The organism is Acinetobacter sp. Ac8 (assembly GCF_055392545.1).
The window spans coordinates 651,890-674,185 of the sequence record NZ_AP043689.1 but is presented as its reverse complement, the minus strand read 5'-3'; the positions used below and the strand labels follow the sequence as shown (position 1 = coordinate 674,185).

At 35.9% G+C, this 22,296-nt stretch carries 19 protein-coding genes; 9 read left to right on the top strand and 10 right to left on the bottom strand.

Going from position 1 to position 22,296, the window contains the following annotated elements; all coding sequences use genetic code 11:
* Positions 1 to 545 precede the first annotated feature (545 nt).
* From ACZ5QH_RS03215 to ACZ5QH_RS03200, 4 genes are all read left to right on the top strand, one after another.
* The gene (locus ACZ5QH_RS03215) at positions 546 to 1,310 is read left to right on the top strand and encodes a DUF4184 family protein (protein ID WP_303576735.1); all 765 of its coding nucleotides are present in this window, start codon (positions 546 to 548) and stop codon (positions 1,308 to 1,310) included.
* Positions 1,311 to 1,500: 190 nt separating this feature from the next.
* Entirely contained in the window at positions 1,501 to 3,285 is a 1,785-nt protein-coding gene (gene aspS / locus ACZ5QH_RS03210; RefSeq protein WP_004819069.1) for an aspartate--tRNA ligase, read from the top strand.
* Between the two features lie 138 nt (positions 3,286 to 3,423).
* Positions 3,424 to 3,642 (top strand): hypothetical protein, encoded by a 219-nt coding sequence (locus tag ACZ5QH_RS03205; protein ID WP_004723114.1) that lies wholly within the window; start codon positions 3,424 to 3,426, stop codon positions 3,640 to 3,642.
* Positions 3,643 to 3,652: 10 nt separating this feature from the next.
* Positions 3,653 to 4,516, top strand: coding sequence for a lysophospholipid acyltransferase family protein (locus tag ACZ5QH_RS03200; RefSeq protein WP_303576734.1), 864 nt, complete (start codon positions 3,653 to 3,655; stop codon positions 4,514 to 4,516).
* Positions 4,517 to 4,567: 51 nt separating this feature from the next.
* Here ACZ5QH_RS03200 and ACZ5QH_RS03195 read toward each other — a convergent pair whose 3' ends face one another.
* Positions 4,568 to 5,374, bottom strand: coding sequence for a glycosyltransferase family 25 protein (locus tag ACZ5QH_RS03195; RefSeq protein WP_303576733.1), 807 nt, complete (start codon positions 5,372 to 5,374; stop codon positions 4,568 to 4,570).
* A gap of 141 nt (positions 5,375 to 5,515) precedes the next feature.
* On the opposite strand from ACZ5QH_RS03195, the gene ACZ5QH_RS03190 reads away from it, so the two are divergent.
* From ACZ5QH_RS03190 to ACZ5QH_RS03180, 3 genes are all read left to right on the top strand, one after another.
* Positions 5,516 to 6,421: a glycosyltransferase gene (locus ACZ5QH_RS03190; protein WP_004819062.1), complete on the top strand. Its 906-nt coding sequence runs from the start codon at positions 5,516 to 5,518 to the stop codon at positions 6,419 to 6,421.
* A 77-nt stretch (positions 6,422 to 6,498) separates the two neighbouring features.
* Positions 6,499 to 7,392 (top strand): lipopolysaccharide biosynthesis protein, encoded by an 894-nt coding sequence (locus ACZ5QH_RS03185; protein WP_303576801.1) that lies wholly within the window; start codon positions 6,499 to 6,501, stop codon positions 7,390 to 7,392.
* A gap of 37 nt (positions 7,393 to 7,429) precedes the next feature.
* Positions 7,430 to 9,367, top strand: coding sequence for an acyltransferase family protein (locus tag ACZ5QH_RS03180; RefSeq protein WP_303576732.1), 1,938 nt, complete (start codon positions 7,430 to 7,432; stop codon positions 9,365 to 9,367).
* Between the two features lie 536 nt (positions 9,368 to 9,903).
* Here the strand turns inward: ACZ5QH_RS03180 and ACZ5QH_RS03175 are convergent.
* The 7 genes from ACZ5QH_RS03175 to ACZ5QH_RS03145 all read right to left on the bottom strand — a co-directional run bounded on the left by ACZ5QH_RS03175 (position 9,904) and on the right by ACZ5QH_RS03145 (position 16,004).
* On the bottom strand, positions 9,904 to 10,698 hold the full coding sequence (locus ACZ5QH_RS03175) for a glycosyltransferase family 25 protein (RefSeq protein ID WP_034609932.1): 795 nt from the start codon (positions 10,696 to 10,698) through the stop codon (positions 9,904 to 9,906).
* Positions 10,699 to 10,791: 93 nt separating this feature from the next.
* Entirely contained in the window at positions 10,792 to 11,565 is a 774-nt protein-coding gene (locus ACZ5QH_RS03170; RefSeq protein ID WP_303576731.1) for a glycosyltransferase family 25 protein, read from the bottom strand.
* Between the two features lie 12 nt (positions 11,566 to 11,577).
* The gene (locus ACZ5QH_RS03165; protein WP_303576730.1) at positions 11,578 to 12,357 is read right to left on the bottom strand and encodes a glycosyltransferase family 25 protein; all 780 of its coding nucleotides are present in this window, start codon (positions 12,355 to 12,357) and stop codon (positions 11,578 to 11,580) included.
* A gap of 74 nt (positions 12,358 to 12,431) precedes the next feature.
* Positions 12,432 to 13,346 carry a glycosyltransferase family 32 protein gene (locus ACZ5QH_RS03160; RefSeq protein WP_303576729.1) on the bottom strand — a complete coding sequence of 305 codons (915 nt, stop codon included), beginning with the start codon at positions 13,344 to 13,346 and terminating at the stop codon, positions 12,432 to 12,434.
* 104 nt (positions 13,347 to 13,450) lie between these two features.
* Positions 13,451 to 14,209 (bottom strand): glycosyltransferase family 25 protein, encoded by a 759-nt coding sequence (locus ACZ5QH_RS03155; RefSeq protein WP_303576728.1) that lies wholly within the window; start codon positions 14,207 to 14,209, stop codon positions 13,451 to 13,453.
* A gap of 10 nt (positions 14,210 to 14,219) precedes the next feature.
* Positions 14,220 to 15,206, bottom strand: a complete 987-nt coding sequence (locus ACZ5QH_RS03150; RefSeq protein ID WP_303576727.1) for a Stealth CR1 domain-containing protein — start codon at positions 15,204 to 15,206, stop codon at positions 14,220 to 14,222.
* Positions 15,207 to 15,236: 30 nt separating this feature from the next.
* Positions 15,237 to 16,004 carry a hypothetical protein gene (locus ACZ5QH_RS03145; RefSeq protein WP_004723130.1) on the bottom strand — a complete coding sequence of 256 codons (768 nt, stop codon included), beginning with the start codon at positions 16,002 to 16,004 and terminating at the stop codon, positions 15,237 to 15,239.
* A 234-nt stretch (positions 16,005 to 16,238) separates the two neighbouring features.
* On the opposite strand from ACZ5QH_RS03145, the gene ACZ5QH_RS03140 reads away from it, so the two are divergent.
* Together ACZ5QH_RS03140 and ACZ5QH_RS03135 are read left to right on the top strand one after the other, a co-directional pair.
* On the top strand, positions 16,239 to 17,408 hold the full coding sequence (locus tag ACZ5QH_RS03140) for a nucleotide sugar dehydrogenase (RefSeq protein ID WP_303576726.1): 1,170 nt from the start codon (positions 16,239 to 16,241) through the stop codon (positions 17,406 to 17,408).
* Positions 17,405 to 18,427: an NAD-dependent epimerase gene (locus ACZ5QH_RS03135; protein WP_244015022.1), complete on the top strand. Its 1,023-nt coding sequence runs from the start codon at positions 17,405 to 17,407 to the stop codon at positions 18,425 to 18,427. The genes ACZ5QH_RS03140 and ACZ5QH_RS03135 overlap by 4 nt, the downstream gene beginning before the upstream one ends.
* A gap of 125 nt (positions 18,428 to 18,552) precedes the next feature.
* On the opposite strand, the gene ACZ5QH_RS03130 is transcribed toward ACZ5QH_RS03135, so the two are convergent.
* Together ACZ5QH_RS03130 and glnE are read right to left on the bottom strand one after the other, a co-directional pair.
* Entirely contained in the window at positions 18,553 to 19,479 is a 927-nt protein-coding gene (locus tag ACZ5QH_RS03130; RefSeq protein WP_004723137.1) for a branched-chain amino acid transaminase, read from the bottom strand.
* Between the two features lie 26 nt (positions 19,480 to 19,505).
* Positions 19,506 to 22,256, bottom strand: a complete 2,751-nt coding sequence (gene glnE, locus ACZ5QH_RS03125) for a bifunctional [glutamate--ammonia ligase]-adenylyl-L-tyrosine phosphorylase/[glutamate--ammonia-ligase] adenylyltransferase (protein ID WP_303576725.1) — start codon at positions 22,254 to 22,256, stop codon at positions 19,506 to 19,508.
* Between the last annotated feature and the right edge of the window lie 40 nt (positions 22,257 to 22,296).

Below are 22,296 nucleotides of genomic sequence, written 5' to 3'. Positions count from 1 at the left end.
ATAAGTAAGGGGTCAACAAAAACAATATAAAAAACAATATTCGATAAAAACACTCGGCATTAAAATTACTTTTATAATAAATTGTCGGTAAAAAAATAAATGGAATAAACCAAATATACTGGTTAATAATATGCTTATACGTACTCAATAGGTTATGCGGAACTGAATCAAGTCGAAAAAGTGAATGATTTAATACAGTAGTACTTATAAAACCAATACAACAAAATGCAATCAGATAAAAATTTGGTTTTATAACTTCCCCTTTAACCCCCAAATAGGTAAAAAGTAAAATTAAAACAATGGAAATATTCCAATGCCGAAAATTATCATTAAAAATATAATGCGCAAATACAATAACAAAAAGGATAGATATTAAAAAAATAAATTTATTATTTTTTATCATCAAAGAATAGCTTTCAAACATTGACACTTTAGATCTACTCAGTTTTTTGTAATATTCTACTTTGAAATTACATTTAATTCATTGATGTAAACAACAAATTAACGAATAATTTCCTAATATAAGTTTTAATAACCTATTTTCAATGCCCTTTACACTTTCACATGCTGTTTTAGCGCCACCTTTGTCCAAACTTTCAGGAAATCGCTTGCCGATTGCAGCACTCGCGATTGGCACAATGACACCAGATTTGTATAGAGTATTGGTTAAAACTGAAATTTATTTAAATCATCAGTTTAAAGGAATTATCTATCCAGATTTATTGGTGGGATTACTGTTCTGCTTACTTTGGTATAGCTTATATCGCCCATTATTATTTAAGTTTTTAGGCATTCAAAAACCATTAAACATTGTTTCTTTTTCAACTTTTTTTCAATTTCTAATTTGGATGGTATTGGCGATTATCTTAGGTACAGCAACCCATATTATTTGGGATGGTTTAACCCATTTAGATTTTCGAACTTTCGCTTTTAAAGAATTTTTAGCGCAATCCGTCAGTATGTTTGATCGTATTTATCCGATGCATAAAGTCCTACAAATCGGCTGCTCTGCTGCGGCTTTACCGTTTTTAATGTGGATGGGTTTGCATTACTTTTTTAAATATAGAGCCCTTCAAATACGCAGTCTTAAAGTAAATTTTTTCTGTATAAGCTTATTTGTAAGCTCATTTTTTAGTGGCTGCTTATATTATGTGTATGTTGCCAAAAGTATAGGCGTCGTTCCACAAGACACTGATCTATATGTGCTGATTGGCTTGTTTATGAAATTTTTTACCCAAGGTTCAATCCTTTGTTTCACTTTAGGTTGTCTATTGTTTCATTATTTAAATTATAAAAAATATTTTGAATGATGCTCTATTTGCCGTTTGAGTCACTGAAACTTTCTCGAAATCAGCTTAAATTTATTCGGCAACATGCTAGTTTTTGCCCCAAGTCCTTGTGACTCACCGCTCAAAGAGGCATAATCTCACATTACATTTTTAGGCGATGCGCTGTTTACGTACTCGCTTCCTTAACCCATATAGTTGGATTTTTAACGCTATGATGCGAACTCATTATTGCGGTTCTTTAACCGAAGCTCAAATTGACCAGACTGTAACGCTTTGCGGCTGGGTACATCGTCGCCGTGACCACGGTGGGGTGATTTTCCTTGATATGCGTGATCGTGATGGTCTCGTTCAAGTCGTCATCGATCCAGATACCCCAGAAGCATTTGCAACTGCGGATAAAGCACGTTCAGAATATGTATTAAAAATTGTAGGACGTGTACGTCGTCGCTATGAAGGCACCGAAAATGCCAATATGGTGAGTGGTCAAATCGAAGTTTTAGGTAAAGAAATCGAAGTTCTTGCTGCATCTGAAACTCCACCATTCCCATTGAATGATGAAAATGCCAATATTTCTGAAGAAATCCGTCTGAAATATCGTTTCCTCGATATTCGTCGTCCAGAAATGATTGATCGCTTACGTTTCCGTTCTAAAGTAACCACGTTAATTCGTAACTACTTAGATGAACATGGCTTCTTGGATGTTGAAACACCAATCTTGACACGTGCAACACCTGAAGGCGCGCGTGACTATTTAGTACCTAGCCGTGTTTCAAATGGTAGCTTTTATGCACTTCCGCAATCACCACAACTATTTAAACAATTGTTGATGGTTGGTGGTGTAGACCGTTATTACCAAATCGCAAAATGTTTCCGTGATGAAGATTTACGTGCAGATCGTCAACCAGAATTTACTCAAATCGACATCGAAACATCGTTCTTAAACGATGACGATATTATGGATTTGATGGAAGGCATGACCGTTAAGATGTTCAATGAACTTCTTGGCGTAAAATTCGACAAATTCCAACGTATGACTTATGCAGATGCTATGCGTGATTATGCATCTGACAAACCAGACTTACGTATCCCTTTGAAACTTGTAGACGTTGCTGACATGATGCAAGACGTTGAGTTCAAAGTATTTGCCGGCCCAGCAAAAGATCCTAAAGGCCGTATTGTTGCACTTCGTGTACCAGGAGCAGGTTCACTGCCACGTAGCCAAATTGATGAATACACTAAATTCGTTGGAATTTATGGCGCGAAAGGCTTGGCTTATATTAAAGTCAATGAACTTGAAAAAGGTATCGAAGGTCTTCAATCACCTATCGTTAAATTCATCGAACCAATCGTGCTTGATTTGTTAAAGCGTGTTGGTGCTGAAAATGGCGACATCGTATTCTTTGGTGCCGATAAAGCCAAAGTTGTAAATGATGCAATGGGTGCTTTACGTATCAAGATTGGTCACGACATGAACATGTCAACAACCGAGTGGGCGCCACTTTGGGTTGTTGATTTCCCAATGTTTGAAGAAACTGATGATGGTAAATGGACCTCTGTTCACCACCCATTCACACTTCCAAAATCAAGTGTTGAAGAAGTGAAAAGCAATCCAGGTGCAGCACTTTCTGTTGCTTACGATATGGTATTGAATGGTACTGAAATCGGTGGTGGTTCATTGCGTATCTATACTTTAGAAATGCAAAAAGCCATTTTTGAAGCTTTAGGTATTGGCGAAGAAGAAGCTGAAGAAAAATTCAGTTTCTTATTAAATGCTTTAAAATTCGGTGCGCCTCCTCATGGTGGTTTAGCATTCGGTTTAGACCGTTTAGTAATGTTGATGACAGGTTCATCATCTATCCGTGACGTGATTGCTTTCCCGAAAACTAAAACGGCTGAGTGTCCATTAACTCAAGCACCTGCGCCAGTTGAACCAAATCAATTGCGTGACTTGGGTATTCGTTTACGCGAAAAACCGAAAGCTGAAGAAGCTAAATAATTTTTAGCTGTTTGATCGAAAACCCTGCGCTATGCAGGGTTTTCTGTTTTGCGTATGTATTTTATTTCGATAGGTTCTAATTGAGATAAGTTCTCATAAATGGCATACTATCGCTGTTAACTTTTGAGGTGAAAACCTATGGCTATGCGACCTAATGTACTTCGTCATACAATTATTATCATTGTATTTTCAGTGGTTCAATGGGGATTTATGCGTTATATCCTAAGCCATCAGTTGTTTAATTTAGATACTTATCAACGTATTTTATATTTCAGCATGAGCAGTTTTATTGCTGGTTTCTTTATTATTTCGGCACTGATTTACTTGGTGTTGAAAGGCAATGCTGACCGCGACTAATATTAATTAAATGTATAAGCTACTTAAAACTTTCTCTCGATTACCTCTAGGTATGATACAAAGTATTGCTAGAGGTGTCGGGAATTTATTGTTTATGAGTAATTCTTCAGCAAAACGCACCACTGAATTGAATTTAACTGCGGCATATCCTGAGCTTGATGAACAACAACGTAATCAACTGATTAAAGCCAGTTTAAAAAGTCAATGTATGACTTATGCAGAGTCAATTAAAATTTGGGGATCTCCTCCAGAGTTCGCCTTAGCACAAATTAAACAGGTCTATAATCCTGAGATTTTTCTCAATGCATTAAAGAATCCCAATGGTAGTATTGGTGTGGTCCCTCATTTTGGGGCGTGGGAACTCATGAATGCGTGGATCAATCAACATACTCATCCCGTTATCATGTATAAGCCGAGTCGAAATAAAGACTTAGATCAGTTTATGCTAGAGTCTCGCCAACGCTTAAATGCAACATTGGTACCCACTGATGATACTGGTGTACGTGCCTTATTTAAACATTTAAAACAAGGTGGATTTACCGCTATCCTTCCTGACCATATTCCCAAAGAGTCTGGCGGTATTTATTCTGACTTTTATGGGCAAAAAGCATTTTCTTCAACTTTGCTTTCAAAGCTTGCTGCAAAAACCCAATGTTCAGTCGTGGGTTTAACCTGTGTTCGCCGCCCTGATTTCTCAGGTTTTGATTTACATTTTACTGCACTATCTCAAGATATTAATTCTAAAGATTTACAGCTTTCTGTCGATACCTTGAACAAAGAAATGGAGCAAATGATTAATATCGCTCCTGAACAGTATTTATGGGGTTATAAACGATTTAGGAAATTAGAGGGCGGCAGGAATTTGTATAAATAAGCAAATTCTTACCACTAATCAATACTCAAAATCATATTTAAATATTAAATTTTAACGGAATTTTATTTTCACAACCCGAATACCCTGTCTAAACTTTGTCAGCGTAATCAACATTTTTTGAATTTTTCTAAAAATTCGTGAACATTCTTTTTCCAATTTAGCACTGAATTTCAAGTTTTCTTTTTTTAGAGACTTACCTTTTCTGAGGTTTCTCACGTCCTCTAAGGCACTAGGAAATTGTGTATTACCTCTCCTCAAGATCATATCTTGAATACATAATGCCGGGCTAAGTTGGTACACTTCAAGCTCAGGGCACTCTCTAAATAAAAAGTGATCGACTGGAATCAATACTTTTGATTCAACGATAAAACTGAGTAATTTTTTTGCTACATCTAGGGATAAGATATAACCACCACACCCCATATGCGCCTCGCGTAATAACAATAGCTTACGAGCGTTGGGAGCTGAAAGGTTTTGTTGTTTTAACGCCACACCAATTTTTTTATAAAAGACTTCCAACTTGATCACTGAGCATTCTTTTGGAATCCATGCATCATCCAATAAAAAATCTTTTGCATGCTCACCTAAATAAATATCATCTTCAAAAATTACAATATAATCAAGTTGCTCATCTATGGCTTTTTTCCACAACAACATGTGACTGAGTAAGCAACTCACTTCATTTTGATGTAAATTTGTTGTATACCCGACCATCCCAAGTTGAGATATCGCGATATCTAAATTCGCAGGTGTAATCGCATCAAAAAATTCAAAATTTACTTCTTGTTTTGCAAATTCAGCATCGATGTGCTTACGGCGCTCTTGAGCCGTTGATAAACTAATAACAAAATTTTTCATAAAACTCTTACAACAATTACTTATAAATTTAATTTTGAGATCAACTCCACGATAAAGATTAATGTTCATTTAATTTAATCGCATTTAGCGATATACTATATGGCACCACTCTAATAAATGTGATTTTAGGGGCTATAAATAATGATTACTGAAAACATTAAAATTTTTGTAGGTTGCGATCCCAATAACTGTGACCTTGAACAACTTATGGTATTAGAACACAGTGTTCGTAAACATACACAGCATAATGTTGAAATTATTTGGATGCAACTTAGTCATGACATAAATAGTCCATGGTACAGCAATCAAGACACAGGTAAAGGATGGTCTACAGAAAAGTGGGCAACACCTTTTTCAGGTTTCCGTTGGGCAATACCTGAGTTATGTGACTTCAAAGGCCGTGCGATTTATATGGATGCAGATGTAATCGTGCTCTGTGATATTGCAGAACTTTGGTCACACCCAATGAATAATGATGCAATTGTTATTGCGAAAGGTGGGAAAAGTTCAGCACGTTTATGTACTTGCGTATGGGATTGTGAAAAAGCTAAACAATATCTCCCACCACTTGATGAGATCCGTAACAATCCGGAAAGTCATAAGAATTTAATGCGCCTTATCAAAGAAAAGCCTCAGTTAGTTGAACCTTACCAAGATTCTTACAACAATATTGATGGTGAAGATTTAGCGATCGAACAAATTAAAGTATTACATTATTCAGACATGGGAACTCAATTTAGTCATAAGTATGCGATTCCACGTCTTGCTGAAATGAATCAAAAGCATTGGTTTGATGGCAAAATTATGCCTCATCCTCGTCAAGATTTAGTTGAATTATTTGATCAATACTATGCAGAAGCACTGGAGCTGGGATATAGACCTGAAAATTATTTAATTGAACCTTTTGGAACTTTTTCAAAAGCAAGTCAAATTAATTACCACGGTAATAAAGTGACTCGTCCAGATCAAGAAACCAATTGGTTGAACAAGCAAATACGTAAAATTAAAGCTAAATTTAAAAAATCTACATTCACTTTAGATGGATAAATTGTCGAATAGACAATTTTCCATCTTCACTCATTTTCTCATTACGACGCTATATGAACTATAAAGTACCACAATCGATTCAATTGCTGTTTTCAAATTTTATTTTAAGAAATATATATAAATTAATTTATAAACATAGCCACCCTAAAACATACCGACATAATCGCAGATACTGGCCTTATTATTCTGTAAAAAGAAATAAATTTGGTGGAATTGATCAGATTTATTTTCGCAAGAAACTTGTTGTCGATAATTCAGTCATGCCAACAAGTGCTTGTAAAAAAAGCATGTTGATTGCAACAGGACCCTCTATTCAGAAATATCCAGCAGACGTATTTCAAAAGCAAGATATTGATTATATAGGTGTTAATGGATCAATTTCATTAGATCACGTTCAATTTAAATATTATGTCATTATCGATCATAATTTTACTCAAAACCGTTTTGATTTAGTGCTCAAAGTACTTCAGAGCCAATGTACTTTTTTCACCACACCCCGCTGTCTTGATATAATTTTCAGAAAAATTCATCCTGATCAAATTAAATGCCAAATTAAAGTCATTGAAACGATTACAGAAGGTAAAGTTGAACGATTTTTAGGGCCACGTATTACCATCAACCCTCACCAAAACTATTTTTACTTAGAAGGAAATAAAGGATTTTCTCAGCATATCCATGATTCCATTTTTGACTATTTCACAGTGCCATATGTTGCTTTACAGATTGTTTATGCCCTATCTTATCAAGAAATTTATTTGGCAGGTTTAGATATGAATAACTTTAATCAGCCACGTTTTTATGAAAAGAGTACCAACAAACAACCGACAATGCTCAATCAATACTTAACTGAAATATTTCCAGCATTTGACGCTGCCTCGCACTTTTTAAACAAGCAGAATATTAAAGTTTACAATCTTTCACTTAAGAGTGCGATAGAGTCGTTCGAGAAATTAGATCCAAAGCTTTTATAAAACTTGGATTCACCTTAGCTCCTAATTCGTTTTCAATATGCAAACCAAAAATTTTCGTGATGATATCAATGGGCTCCGCGCCTATGCCGTAATACTTGTCGTTCTGTTCCATTTCGGGGTTTCAGGATTTTCTGCTGGTTTTTTAGGCGTCGATGTTTTCTTTGTTATTTCTGGTTATCTAATGACCAAAATTATTATTGAGAACCTTGAAAGAAACAGTTTCTCTTTTATAAACTTTTATTTAGCGCGAATCACACGGATTTTTCCTGCACTTTTTTTTGTCGTATTGGCTATGACGGTTTGTGGATGGTTTTTTTTCATCCCAGAAGATTTTAAGCTATTTGCTAAAGATGCAAAATATAGTCTAAGTTTTTTATCCAATGACTTATATTATCGTCAAGCAGGTGATTATTTTGCTGTAAGCTCACATGATAAAGCATTACTGCATACTTGGTCTTTATCAGTAGAATGGCAATTTTATATATTATTTCCTATTCTTGTTTATTTATATTTTAAAATTATTCAAAATAAAAAATTCTTAGGGATATTTTTAATCTTATTATGTATTTCATCTCTAATCTTTTCGATTTATATCTCATCTAAAGACTCCATCTATGCTTTTTTTAAGCTCAGCTCTCGTGCTTGGGAATTGCTTGCTGGTGGCTTGGCTTATTATTATTTTAGAACGTATACACCAACCCAACCGATAAAGTATTTTTTTGAAATTGCTGGTTTCTCATGCATTGTGCTCAGTTTAGTTCTGTTTGGTCAAGATACAATATGGCCAAGTTATAACGCATTAGTTCCTGTAGTTGGAACGATGTTGATTCTTATTGCCAATCAGCAAAATTCAATTTTCACCAAATTTAAATTAATTCAAAATATAGGCAGTGCCTCTTACTCTATTTATTTGTGGCATTGGCCTGTTGCCTTTTTACTTGGATATTTTTTCTTTGAAAAAAACTTCGTCAATATTAGTCTAGCGATTCTAATCTCTTTTATTTTAGGTTGGTTAAGCTATAAATATATTGAAAGTTCAAGAAAATATTTAGTCAATATCAAAGTATATTACTGCTATTTACTATTCTTTATTCTTCTTATTTCTGCATCTATGCTCTATTCATACATCAACAAGGATGGTGTAAAAAGTCGCGCAGATTCTCTATATTTAAAACACAATGAAAAACTTGAAATGCCAAAAGTTTCCAATGGCTGGTGTTTTTATAATATTAAAGACGATCACAGTCTTAAGGTGGGTCAAAAAGGTCTTGAATGTCATATTGGATCGAAGCAAGCTGATGCTCAACCCGTGCTTTTATTTGGCGATTCTTTTGCAGGGCATAATATTCCCTTTTGGCATTATCTTGGTAAAGAACTCAACTTAAATATCCATGCTATTACTACAAATTGGTGTTATCCGAGTATAGATAAACAATTTACAGGGGACAAAAACTCAACAGCCTACCAGCAATGCATGCTGAACCGAGACTACTTAAAAAACAATATAAATCAATACAATGTATTAATATTTGCAGGTCGCTGGTCCGATATTGTACAACAGCATCAAGAACAGAGCTTTGAGAATTTGCTAAAGCTCGCCAATCAATCTCATAAGAAAGTTATTGTGATGTCCGAGCCTTATGCCTTTGATGCAAACATTAGCCTTTTATACAAAAGATCATTGTGGTTACATCGGAATTTCAACCTCAATAATTATTTTGATAATGTTAAAGCGAAACAGCAAAGAAATGCACTACAGCACATCACAGACATGACTCAGCGCTATCCAAATACGTTATTGCTCACTCAAGCTGATTTGTTTAAACCAAATCATATGGCAAAAGAAAGTATTCCCTATTCTTTGGATGGTCGCCACTTATCTGTTTTTGGTTCATTATCATCTGAAGAGTACTTTACTCAACAGGCTAAATATAAAGTACTGAAACAGTTTTTATCTTCTTCAGACGAACCATAGCTTTTATGCCAACTCTGTTATGCGTCCTAGTAAGCTTTGATTTTATAGATAAGATCAAAGCTTATTTTTGATCTTGATTTAATTAACTTCTGATTTAAAAATAAATCCTGAGCTAAAATATTGTTTCAAAACCTGAAATCAAGTATTTTCAGGCAACCTCTTGATCATTTTTCAAAAGAGTCTGGCCGTATTTATCCTGCTATAAAAAATTTAGAAAGTTAGAGGATGGGCCTCATTTGTATAAATAGTCTAAAATTAAACCAATACACTATACTAATGACGCAAACTATTTATTTTTGCAATCATCAGTGCAACTTGCACTCCAAAATATGCTTTAAGTCCTAAATTTTACTTATGCCTAGATTATAGTCTGGTAAAGATGCTGCATCTTATATCCTGTCTTGTTCTAAAGAAATGCTAAAACTGGCGAATACAGAGCGTTATTATAAAAATATCCAAGACGCTATCTCTTTTCCTCAACAATTCTAGACAAATTCAAGTGACTGATGATTTTGATGCAGCAATGAAAATTAAATTCATTTAAATTTTATAGATCGATATGCCGATAATTTGAAAATTTGATGAAATAATCGTAAAACTTCTCTTTGAATTTTACTGAGTATAGTCATTGCTTCTTTCTGCCGATGTTGCTCAATCCTGTCAGATTCGTGGCGAATAGCACGCTCATTCTCTAAATGACTCGGAAAATTGTCATATTTCTTATGTAAATAAAAATCCTGAACACAAATTGCTGGCACCATTTGATAAGCCTTATACTTTGCATATTTCACATGACAACCAAATAATATGTGATCGACTGGAACTAACTCCGGCATATTACGAATAGATGCCAGAAAATATTCTGCAGCTTCTCTTGATAAGATATAACCAGCTCCACCGAGATGCTTCGCTTTAAGTTGATACAATGCCCTATCATTGATTAAAGCTGTTGGAAAAAATGAGAGATCCACTTTTTTATCAAAAGCTTCTAATTTTATAAGATGTATATTTTTAGGAATCCATGAAAAATCATCAATAAATTTTTGTAGGTTTTCTCCAAAATGCACATCATCTTCAAAAATTGCCATATATTCCAAGTCTTGTTCGACAATTTTTTTCCATAGCAATACATGACTTAAAAGACAAGCGATCTCACCTTGTGTTAAGACGCCTGTGCGAGTTAATTCAATCCCTACACTTTTCGCATTTTCTATGGTTGTTGCAGGTGTAACCGCATCAAAAAAACTAAATGGTACAGAATGCTTTTTAAACTCTGAATAAATATGCTGTCTTCTATCAAGAGCCGAATCTAAACTAATAACAAAATTCACTGAAAAACCATCTCGATGAGTGCAAAAATAATGATACAACAATTAAGCGATTATAAAACCATCATACTATTCAATTTATTGATTTTAAATAAATTAATCTTTAGAGCTTCTAATAAATTCGAGTTTGGTTTTAAACGGGAGGTCAGCAAGTTGAATAAAGACCCGACTGACTTCTCTCAAAACTTTTTGCAGTCCTGTCGGTTTAGATACAACTTGATCTCGCCATTGAAGGCTTGTCGTAAATTTTTGCTCATTGGGGTTCAATATATAATCTTGAATACATAATGCAGGTGTTAATTGATAAACCCCTAATTTCCGTTCCGAAATATACTTTCTAAAGATCATTTGATCGACATGGTCAAAAACGTCTTGCTTTTTTAAGTATTCAACAAGCTCAATCGCACCGTTGTAAGACAAAATATAACCTGCAGCACCCAGATGAGCTTTTCTCAATCTTCTTAAAAAAAAGTTCTTATTGTTAAAAACCTTAGTTTTATCTAAATCTAGAACCACTTTAGCGTAGGCTTTTTCAGTTTTCACAATATCATGACTTAACCAATTTGAGTCTTTTAAAAACAATTCAGCATCTTGGCCGAGATGAATATCATCTTCAAAAATTGCGATTGCTGGGATTTTTTCGTCGATTGCTTTTTGCCAAAGTGAAACATGACTCAATAAACACGCCAATTCATTTTGACTTAAATCACTTTGACAAAGTGTCAAATTAATTTTTTCTGCTTGGGTTACAATTGAATCAGGCTCAATCGCATCAAAAAAAGAAAAAGGAATATCTTTGTCTTCAAATTGCTGAAGAATATGAGCTCTACGGTCTTTTGCTGATTTTAAGCTAATAACGAAACTTTTCATAAATTACTCTATTTATTTAAAACCTACCGACTTAAAAAATAGGATACTTTTTAGCTGATGCAATATACGATAGAGTTCTAAAATAATTTTATCTACTCCCTTCTTTTTATTGTATTTTCTTCTCAGCAAACGCTCTTTATATAAATGGCTTGCAAACCGAACACTATCTTTGCATGAATACAGGGTTACATCCTGAATACATAACGCAGGTTTCATTTGATATACAGAAAAAATATTTTCTGTGATCACACATTCAAACATTAAGTGATCTAGGGCAATTAACTTATCTAGTGTTTGAATGTAGCCCAACAATGTTTTTGCACCGTCTAAAGACAATATATAACCAGCAGTACCTAGGTTTTTACTCTTTAATTGAAAAATAGCTCTATCATTAAAATCGTTAAAAAATTTTACTTTTTTTCCTAAAGCAGTCCTATGTGTAAATTCTTCTAATTTTATAAGATGCCAACTTGGATCTATCCATTGACTATCAGAAAGAAATTCATTGACGTCTTCGCCTAAATAAATATCGTCTTCAAATATCGCCATATACGGGGTATTGTCATCAACCATTTGTTTCCATAAATAGGCGTGACTCATAAAACAAGCAACCTCACCTTTGGTTAAAGCTTGCTCATCAATATTTAAATCAAGCGCTTGGGCAAAAATAGCCGCAGGCTCTGGCGTTAAAGCATCAAAAAAATCAAAAGCTACATTTTTTTTCCCAAATTCACTCAATATATGTTGTCTACGTTCAAGTGCTGTCGATAGGCTAATAACGATTTTTTTCATAGAGATGTGACTATAAGCAATAGACCTATTTTACTATTTTTTTGTCTAGCAATCATCCTTACTTACATACTTTGCTAAGAAATATCGAGGAAACTATCTTTAAAATACATTTTTTTTGAGAAGTAATAACTGAGTGTTTTTCGTTCTTTTCCTGCGAGTTTTAACAATCTAGGCGCTTCGGCTGGAGGATAATTAATAGCAAAATCAATTAAAATTTTTTCTTTGATCCACTGATTTTTCACTTGATAAAACAAAGCATTTTCATCGCAATTAATTAACGTAATACTCGGGAAAGATTGTCTAAGTACTTTTTGACAAGCAACATAGGCGACTAAATATTCTAAATTACCAATTCTTTGAAAAAATTCTTTGCTGTTCTCTTGGGTATTTCGAATATTTTCTACATAGCGTTTGGGTGTTTGTTGAATTGCTAAATATAATTCATCATACCAATATTTAAAAAAAACATTATTTTGAACAGTTGCCAACAACCAATTTTCCAATACTGGATAATCGATCTGCGTGGTATTTTTTTTACGATAATATGAAAAACATTCTGTCTGATTCTTTTGCATCAACTCAGAAATCCAGTCTAGATTTTCATAGACAATAATACTGGCATCTAACCAAATTCCACCATGCCGATATAACAGATCAAATCTGAGTAAATCAGCCTTTTGTTGGGGCGTTGCATTCGTCAATAAAGAAAAATCAATATCACTATACTGGCTGACATTTTCAGGATTAAGTACACATACTTGATAAGATGGATTTTTTGCTTGAGTATTTTGAATACATTTTTCAACAAACTCAGGAAAATCACCTTCCCAATACATCCATATCTTTTTAGGTAATTCAATGGGTGTAGCAACAGGATTAAAAATCAGTTGTCCTGCATCGTTATCAATTTTTTGATTGGTATGTCTAATTTTGTAATAGTACATCATATGAAATTTAGCTAAATAAAATAATTTTTTAAAAATTTTCATATAAAAAATCCAATATTTTTTACAAAAAAGCAGAACCAATAAAATTTAAACTATACAGTATTTAAAATATTCATTACGTCATTTACTAGAACATCTTTGTACACTTAAAAATAAAGATGTTTAAATGCATACATCCGATCACGCCACATACGTTTTTGCTTTTTAAAACCATAGGAATGGTCACGATTTTCTTTCTCTTTACGAGATATTCCTTGTGTTGCAACTGTACCTAAAATATCGCTATCTAGACCTGCTGGGCGAACAAAAGCAGGCCAAACACCTAATCCTTTTCCATTCTTACTCAGCCAAGTTTGAAAAAAGATATCAACAGGCATGGCGATTGTTTTGCCTTGTGCAATAAACGCTTCAGCACCTTTACGTGACCAGATTAAACCCAAACCACGAATAGGAAAATAATAAGCATGCCACAATGAATAGTCACCTAACTGAGTAATATCTTTGGCTAACTTTTTCTTCTTTGCTGCTAAATTCACCAAATACCAATCTAGCGCTTGATGGCGATCTAAATAAGCTAAAACTTGATCCATAGATTGTTTGAAATCAGCTGTAATTTTCATATCATCTTCTAAGACAACAAGATAATCCGCATCACTTGCTAAAAATTTCTGAGCGCAGCCATAATGACTGAGATAACAACCCAGTTCTGAATTGAGTAAACGTCTTCCTAAAGTTTGCTGCGTTAACGCATCATCATAATCCTGAAAACATGACAATTCTTTGCCGCGTCCATCATAAGCAGAAAAACGCTCAAACTCCCAGTTTACCGCTTGTAACTGTTCTGTTGCGCGAGCAAGCCGCTCATCACTACCATCTAAATTGATCAGATATGTTTTAACTTTCATGATTGGCTTCCTACGATAAAACTTTGGCTGAAATCACTGATTTAGGCAAATAATCATATAATTTATCGATCATTTTACGACGTACCTGTGCAGCATTCTCAGAATTCAGTTGATCTAAACTTTGGATACAACCATATTTAATATTGTCTTGATTCAATGCGTCTACAAACGCAGTTAAACTTTCAGCATTCTTCAAATAAGCCAAAGCTAAATCAGGCTTTAAAACAGCTTCATTTTTTTGAATCTTTAAATGATTCATCAATGAAATCGGATTTAGTTGTTCGACACTTCTAAACTTATATTTAATCTGTGTTTCTAGTAGGTCTGGATGATGCAATAAGTATTCACTTAAAATTTTACGATCAACACAGTGTGGATAATGATGGATTTCAAAAAACTCTTTAAATCCTAAAATATCAGCACCCAGCATTTGTGCGATCACATGACCGGGTTGAATCGGTTTATTAAAATTACGATTTAAAAATTGACGGTATTTCAGCTTGGCCTTGTAACTAAAACAACTTTTCCAGTGCCCATAGGTGACGATTTTATTGCTCTCAAGAAAATCTTCAATTTGAGCGGGTGAATTAAAAAAGAAGTCATCATTTAAGTAGATGAAGTAATCTGAAAGCCCGTTGATATTCCATAACATGCTTTCAATTGACCGAGTGTTAAACGTAGGTAGAAATTGCGTATAACCAGCAAAAATCTCACGATGATCAACGACACGAATTTTATTTGCATCACAAAGACCTTGCGCTACAAATTCATTTAAAAACTCAGGCTGCTGATTATCTGTAACAATGAAAATATGACGGCAAAAAGGCACATACTTCAATATAGATGCAATGTTGTAATAGATCTCATCATTACTGGCAAAACGTGTATCGCTCACAGCATCTGAGGCATCACCACCAGTGAGATATTGCTGACGTTTACGTTTTAACTCAACATCATTGCCATCGACCCAAGCAATCACGATATCAAGGTTTTGCATCTATATTGTTCTCAAATCATCTAAATAAAATTATTGCCAAGCGTCTTTAATCCAGTCTGAAGGCAACACATAGCGGTACCATTTACCCCCACCTCCAGTCACGGCATCAGGTGGATTAATTTCCCCATGGAAAATAATAATTTTGGCATCTTGTGGCTTAACTGGTGGCTTGAAATAAGCAAGCGGTAACTTTTGCAAACAATGGTATTTATAACTCTTACACCAATCTTTTGGCCAGTAACTGAGTTTTTGCTGCTGATCGACATACCAAGACAAATATTCTTGTTCATTTCGAAATTTATGACTAATTTCTTTAAAGTTTTCACGAAAATAAGGCAAGATGTCAGGAAAAGTACCCAACTTAAAACGATAGACTGAACTATTGCCAGTCACACGCCAAGGACGTTTCCAGTCGTGAATAATGAGGAATTCACCCGGATAGCTAAAGAAGTCATCAATGTTGTCTACAATGACCACATCAAGATCTAAAAATAACAAATTACCTTTTAAACCATATAAATCAGGTTCAAAAGTCGATAACTTATTCCATCCACGTTCAGGACTTCCTTCAGGCAATGCTAACGGCGGAATTGGAAAGCATTGAACCTCTGGATTAATACCTTCTGTACGGTCAGTCAAACAGACCATTTGGAAATCAATTGTGGTATGTCGTTTGACCATGTTATATAGGCGATTGACATAATCAGCACCATATTTGCTGCCCCACTTCATACACAAAACGATATTCTGTTCTGATTCAACTAAATTCGACTGTAAATTTGATTCATTGACCTGCATGCATCAATCTTCCACCTGAGCAATCCCCATATCATACCATTACCATCGCCAAGTTACTGTATTCGATTGCATATGCTGAACAATTTGTTTCATGAGAATATGCTATGATGCGCTAACAATTTACATTGATCATGATCATTTTAATTGTTCGATATTTTATTGAGCAATCTTTAAATGAAATCTCAGTGAAATTGAATACAACTTTTGCAAGCACATTTTCTATATTAGGTTTTTATGAAAATAGCAGTCGCTGGAACAGGTTACGTTGGCTTATCCAATTCAATGATATTTGCACAACATCATGAAGTTGTTGCAGTAGATATTTTAGAATCTAAGGTTAACTTGCTCAACAATAAAATATCGCCCATTCAAGATGCGGATATTTCATTATTTTTAAAAGAAAAATCATTAAATTTTACAGCCACGACAGATTATCAAGCAGCTTATCGCAATGCAAATTTTGTGATTATTGCAACCCCAACGGATTACGACACTAAAACCAATTATTTTAATACGCAAAGTGTCGAAAGCGTGGTTCAGCAAGTCTTGGAGGTCAACCCAAATGCAGTGATGGTGATTAAATCAACTGTCCCTGTCGGCTTCACCAAGAGCTTAAAAGAAAAATTCCACACTGAAAATATTATCTTTTCTCCAGAATTTTTACGTGAAGGAAAGGCATTGCATGACAATTTGTACCCTTCCCGAATTATTGTTGGGGAAAAATCTGATCGCGCAAAACTGTTTGCTGACTTATTGATAGAAGGGGCCATCAAAAAGGACAGCCCTGTTTTATTTACCGATGCAACTGAAGCTGAAGCAATTAAGTTATTTGCCAATACTTATCTCGCTATGCGCGTTGCCTATTTCAATGAACTGGATACCTATGCGCAAATTTTTGGCTTAGATACTCATCAAATTATTGATGGTGTTTGTCTAGATCAACGTATTGGTAATCACTATAACAATCCGTCATTTGGTTATGGCGGCTATTGCCTACCGAAAGACACCAAACAACTTTTAGCTAACTATAATCATGTTCCAAGTAATTTGATTCAAGCCATTGTTGACTCAAATAGTACTCGTAAAGACTTTATCGCAGACTCGGTGATCGCACGTAACCCCAATAAAGTTGGTATTTATCGTCTAGTGATGAAAAGTGGTTCAGATAATTTTAGAGCGTCGGCAATCCAAGGTGTGATGAAACGCATCAAAGCCAAGGGAATTGAAGTGATTGTCTATGAACCGACTTTACAAGAAGATGAGTTCTTTAAATCCAAAGTCGTCAATGATTTAGAACAATTTAAACAGCAAAGTGATGTGATTATTGCTAATCGAGTTTCTAATGACTTAAGTGATGTATTAGATAAAGTCTATACACGAGATATTTTCGGAGCAGATGAATGAAAGTCCTCGTCACAGGTGCAGCAGGTTTTATTGGCTTCAATGTTGCAAAAAAACTTTTAGAACGTGGTGATGATGTTGTCGGCTTTGACAATATGAATGATTACTATGACCCCACCTTAAAACAAGCCCGATTAGCAGTTCTCAAAGATACGGCGGCACAAACCCAGCAAACATTCACTTTTATTCATGCCAATCTTGCTGATAAAGCAATCGTTGATCAATGTTTTCAAGATCATCAATTTGATCGGGTGATTCATTTGGCTGCACAAGCTGGTGTCCGTTACTCATTAGAAAATCCATTGAGCTATGTCGAAAGTAATTTAATTGGCTTTACCAATATTATTGAAGCATGCCGTTATGCCAAAACGCCACATTTAACCTATGCCAGTACCAGTAGTGTTTATGGTGCGAATACCACCATGCCTTTTAGTGAAAAACATGGCGTTAACCATCCAGTACAGTTCTATGCGGCAACCAAACGTGCCAATGAACTCATGGCGCACAGTTATAGCCATCTCTTCAATTTACCGACAACAGGCTTACGCTTTTTTACTGTCTATGGTCCTTGGGGCCGCCCAGACATGGCTTTGTTTAAGTTCACCAAGAATATTATTGAAAACAAGTCTATTCCTGTGTTCAATCACGGCAACCATACCCGCGACTTCACTTTTATTTCAGATATTGTGGAAGGTGTGATTCGTTCAAGTGATCAAATTGCACAACCTGATCCAAATTGGGACAGCAAAAATCCTGATCCATCGACCAGTTATGCGCCTTTCCGTATTTTCAATATCGGCAATAACAATCCAGTAAAATTGATTGAATATATTCATGCTATTGAAAAAGCTTTAGGCAAAGAAGCAATTTTAGAATTACTTCCATTACAACCGGGCGATGTGCCAGATACTTTTGCGGATAGCAGTGCTTTAGAACAGATGGTCGGATACAAACCATCGGTATCTGTTGATGATGGTGTTAAGCAATTCGTCGATTGGTATCGAGATTTTTATCAGGTTTAATCAATAGTATTGTTCAGTTTAAAGCTTAATTTTAGCATTTGAATTTTTCTTTCAATTGTTTCAATACTCAAATTTAAGCACAAAAAAAGGATTCCACTAGGAATCCTTTTTTAGCATTCAGCCACTTATTTTACATAAGTCAGCCAATGTGCATATTTTGGATCTTTACCTTGAACAGCATCAAAGAATGCTTTTTGAATCTTCTCAGTAATCGGACCACGAGCACCTGAACCTATTTCACGATCATCATATTCACGGATCGGCGTCACTTCAGCAGCAGTCCCAGTAAAGAATGCTTCATCACCAATATAGAATTCATCACGGGTAATACGACGTTCAACAACTTCAATACCCATGTCTTTTGCAATGGTGATAATCGTTTGACGCGTAATCCCATCCAATGCACCGCCAGCAATATCTGGTGTATGTAATACACCATCTTTGACTAAGAATACATTTTCACCTGAACCTTGGCATACATACCCTTGAGGGTCCATAAGCATTGCTTCATCATAACCAGAATGTGCCACTTCTTGGTGTGCAAGAATAGACAAAGTATAGTTACCTGAAGCCTTGGCTTTACACATGGTCACGTTAGGGTGATGGTGGGTAAATGATGAGGTTTTAACACGAATACCTTTCGCCATTGCTTCATCGCCAAGGTAAGCACCCCAGCTCCATGCAGCAACTGTCGCATGAATGGTATTATCCGTTGCAGCGATACCTAATTTTTCCGAACCAATGAAAATAATTGGGCGTAAATAGCATGACGCCAATTTATTTTCACGGACAACATCAATTTGAGCTTGTTCAAGAGTTGCTTGATCAAATGGAACTTTCATTTGATAAATTTTTGCAGAATTTAACAAACGTTTTGTATGGTCTTGGAGACGGAAAATCGCAGTACCGTTAGGTGTTTCATAAGCACGGACACCCTCAAAAACACCCATACTATAATGTAATGTATGAGTTAAGACGTGAATTTTAGCTTCACGCCAATCAACCATTTGTCCATCTTGCCAAATAAAACCATCACGATCAGCCAAATTCATGGCGCACACTCCAAATTTTTACACAATTATTCACTTTCCAAAGCGAAACTCGCTGTTGGATCAATTAATCTTTGCCATAACTTGCAAACGACCTCTCGGGTATCGTGCCAATCCGCAGCACTCACTTGCATATTATGATTTGCAAGTGCCAAACGGTGGCTCTCGGCGCGTTCACTGAGATAAGCTTGAATCAATGCGGATACATCGTCGCTGGATAAGCAACCTGCCTTTGCGGCATCTTCAAGGATTCGTACGTTGTCGGAATAATGGGCGAGATCAGGATTCGTCCCACTCCAGGCTAATACGACATACTGTGCCATAAATTCGATGTCAACGATACCACCTGCATCCTGTTTTAGATGAAAAATTCCATCTTTTTTCTGATCTTTTGAAGAACCCAAATGATCTTTCATCTTCTGACGCATGTTCAAGACTTCTTTGCGAACCGTCTCTTCTTCTCTCGGTAATGTGAGAACCCTGCAACGCAATTCTTCAAATTTTGCTCTTAGGCTTTGCTCACCTGCGATTGAGCGTGCGCGAACAATTGCTTGATGTTCCCACAACCAGGCACTTTTGAGTTGGTACTGTTCAAATGCTTTTAAACTGGTGACCAATAAGCCTGCTTCACCAGAGGGGCGCAAACGGGTATCAATTTCATAGACTCGACCATCTAAAGTTTGTGTGGTCATCAGAGACATAAACTTCTGCGCAACACGCATGGCAAATTCAAAACCGCTAATGGCCTTTTGACCATCAGTATCTGCTTGCTCATCCATATAATGAATAAAAACCAGATCAAGGTCTGAACCATAGCCCAGTTCAATGCCGCCTACTTTGCCATAACCAATCACAGCATAGGCCATGTGGTCTAATGAACAACGTAAGCCTTCTGCATCGACAGGATAACCATGACGCTTGGCAACCGTCTGATAAGCCAAATTTAATGTCGCAATCACAGAAACTTCTGCAATATCCGTTAAAGCATCCGAAACTTTCATTAACGGACTTTCTGCCAACACATCACTTGCGGCAACGGTCAGCACATTGGATTTTTTAAATAAGCGCAATACTCGCATTTGATCTTCAACTTGATCGATTTCAATACGCAATAATTGCTGGCGGAGCGAATCTTCCAAATAATCTCGTCGAGGCAGTTCAAAATCCATGGATAAAAACTCATCCAGCAGAACTGGATAATGTGTCAATTCCTCACAAATCCATGGACTGACTGTGGCCATTTTGACCAAACGTTGCAGCGCCCCTTTGCTTTCAATCAGCATCACCAAATACACAGTACGGCGCATTACAGATTCGACCAGCGGCATCAATCGCATTAAAGCCACTTGCGGGCTATTCGACTGTAAAACTGCCTCAACCAAATGCGGCCAAAATTCTTTTAAACGCTGTACAGCTTTAGCAGGCAGTTTCTTGATTGCATGACCATACCAAAACTCATGAATCAGATTTTGTGCATTACTGTCTAAGATCTCATTGAGTTGGCTTTCCAGCTGACTAAAACTTTCAATCGGAGAATCTAGCCCTTTTTCTTTAATCAAATGCTCAAATTGAAAAGTCACTTTACTGCGCTTTTGGTTGAGAAAATCAATAAAAGCATCCCAATCATCAAAACCTAAGGTATCAATTATTCGCTGACGAAGTTCAGGCTCTGTTGGTAAAGATTGTGTTTGCTGGTCATTCAAAGCTTGAATAGCATGCTCTACACGTCGTAAGAATAGATAGGCATCTTCAAGATCCTCAACAGATTGATGATCCAGTAAGCCTGCCTCACCCAAATGTTTTAGGCTAACAAGGCATTGGCGGTCTTGTAATTCTAATTTTGCTCCGCCATAAATCAGCTGAAAAACCTGCACAATAAATTCAACTTCACGAATACCACCAGCGCCCAGCTTAATATCGTCTGCAATGTTACGCCGAGCCACCTCTCGTTCAATCATGGCTTTCATTTCACGCATGGCTTCAAAAGCGGTGTAATCTACATATTTACGAAAAACGAATGGGCGGGTCATGTCCAATAGACTGTCACCGTCTTGTCCACCCGTGATAATACGTGCCTTAATCCATGCATAACGTTCCCACTCACGCCCATGCTGACTTAAATATTTTTCTAAAGCCGCATGACTTATTGCCAGTGCTGAACCATCCCCCCAAGGACGTAAACGCATATCCACACGAAATACAAAACCATCTGCGGTAATATGATCCAATAAATAGATCAGTTTTTGCCCCCACAAAATGCAAAATTGCTGTACATCAATACACTTACGCCCATTGCTTTCACCTTGTTCATCAAAGGCAAAAATCAGGTCAATATCACTAGATAAGTTCAGCTCTTGTGCGCCAAGCTTGCCCATCCCAATGACGATCAAATCTTGAATCTTACCGTTATACCCCATCGGTTCGCCATGTTTTGCCAGCAAAGGAATTCGGGCAAAATCTTTTGCTGCAACGATACAGGCATCTGCAAAATCAGACAGTTCTCTTGTCAACTTCACCACATTGGTGAGTTGGTTGGCATCTTGCCAAATCCAGCGAAACATTAAGCGCGCACGAAGAATACGTAAGACTTTCATCCACGTATTTTCATCTTGTATATTGACTAAATGATCATAAACGAGTTGTTGAATTTGTGCAGTACTGAGCGATTGTTGAAATTGATCAATTGCATAATCATGTTCTAAAGTGGTTTGATGTAGACTTAATACTTGTTCTGCATACTGACTTGCATGTAATGTTTTTTGCAATTGCTCAATGTTCATTGAAAAGCCTGTACTTATGTTTTATCAAGTTATTTATAGC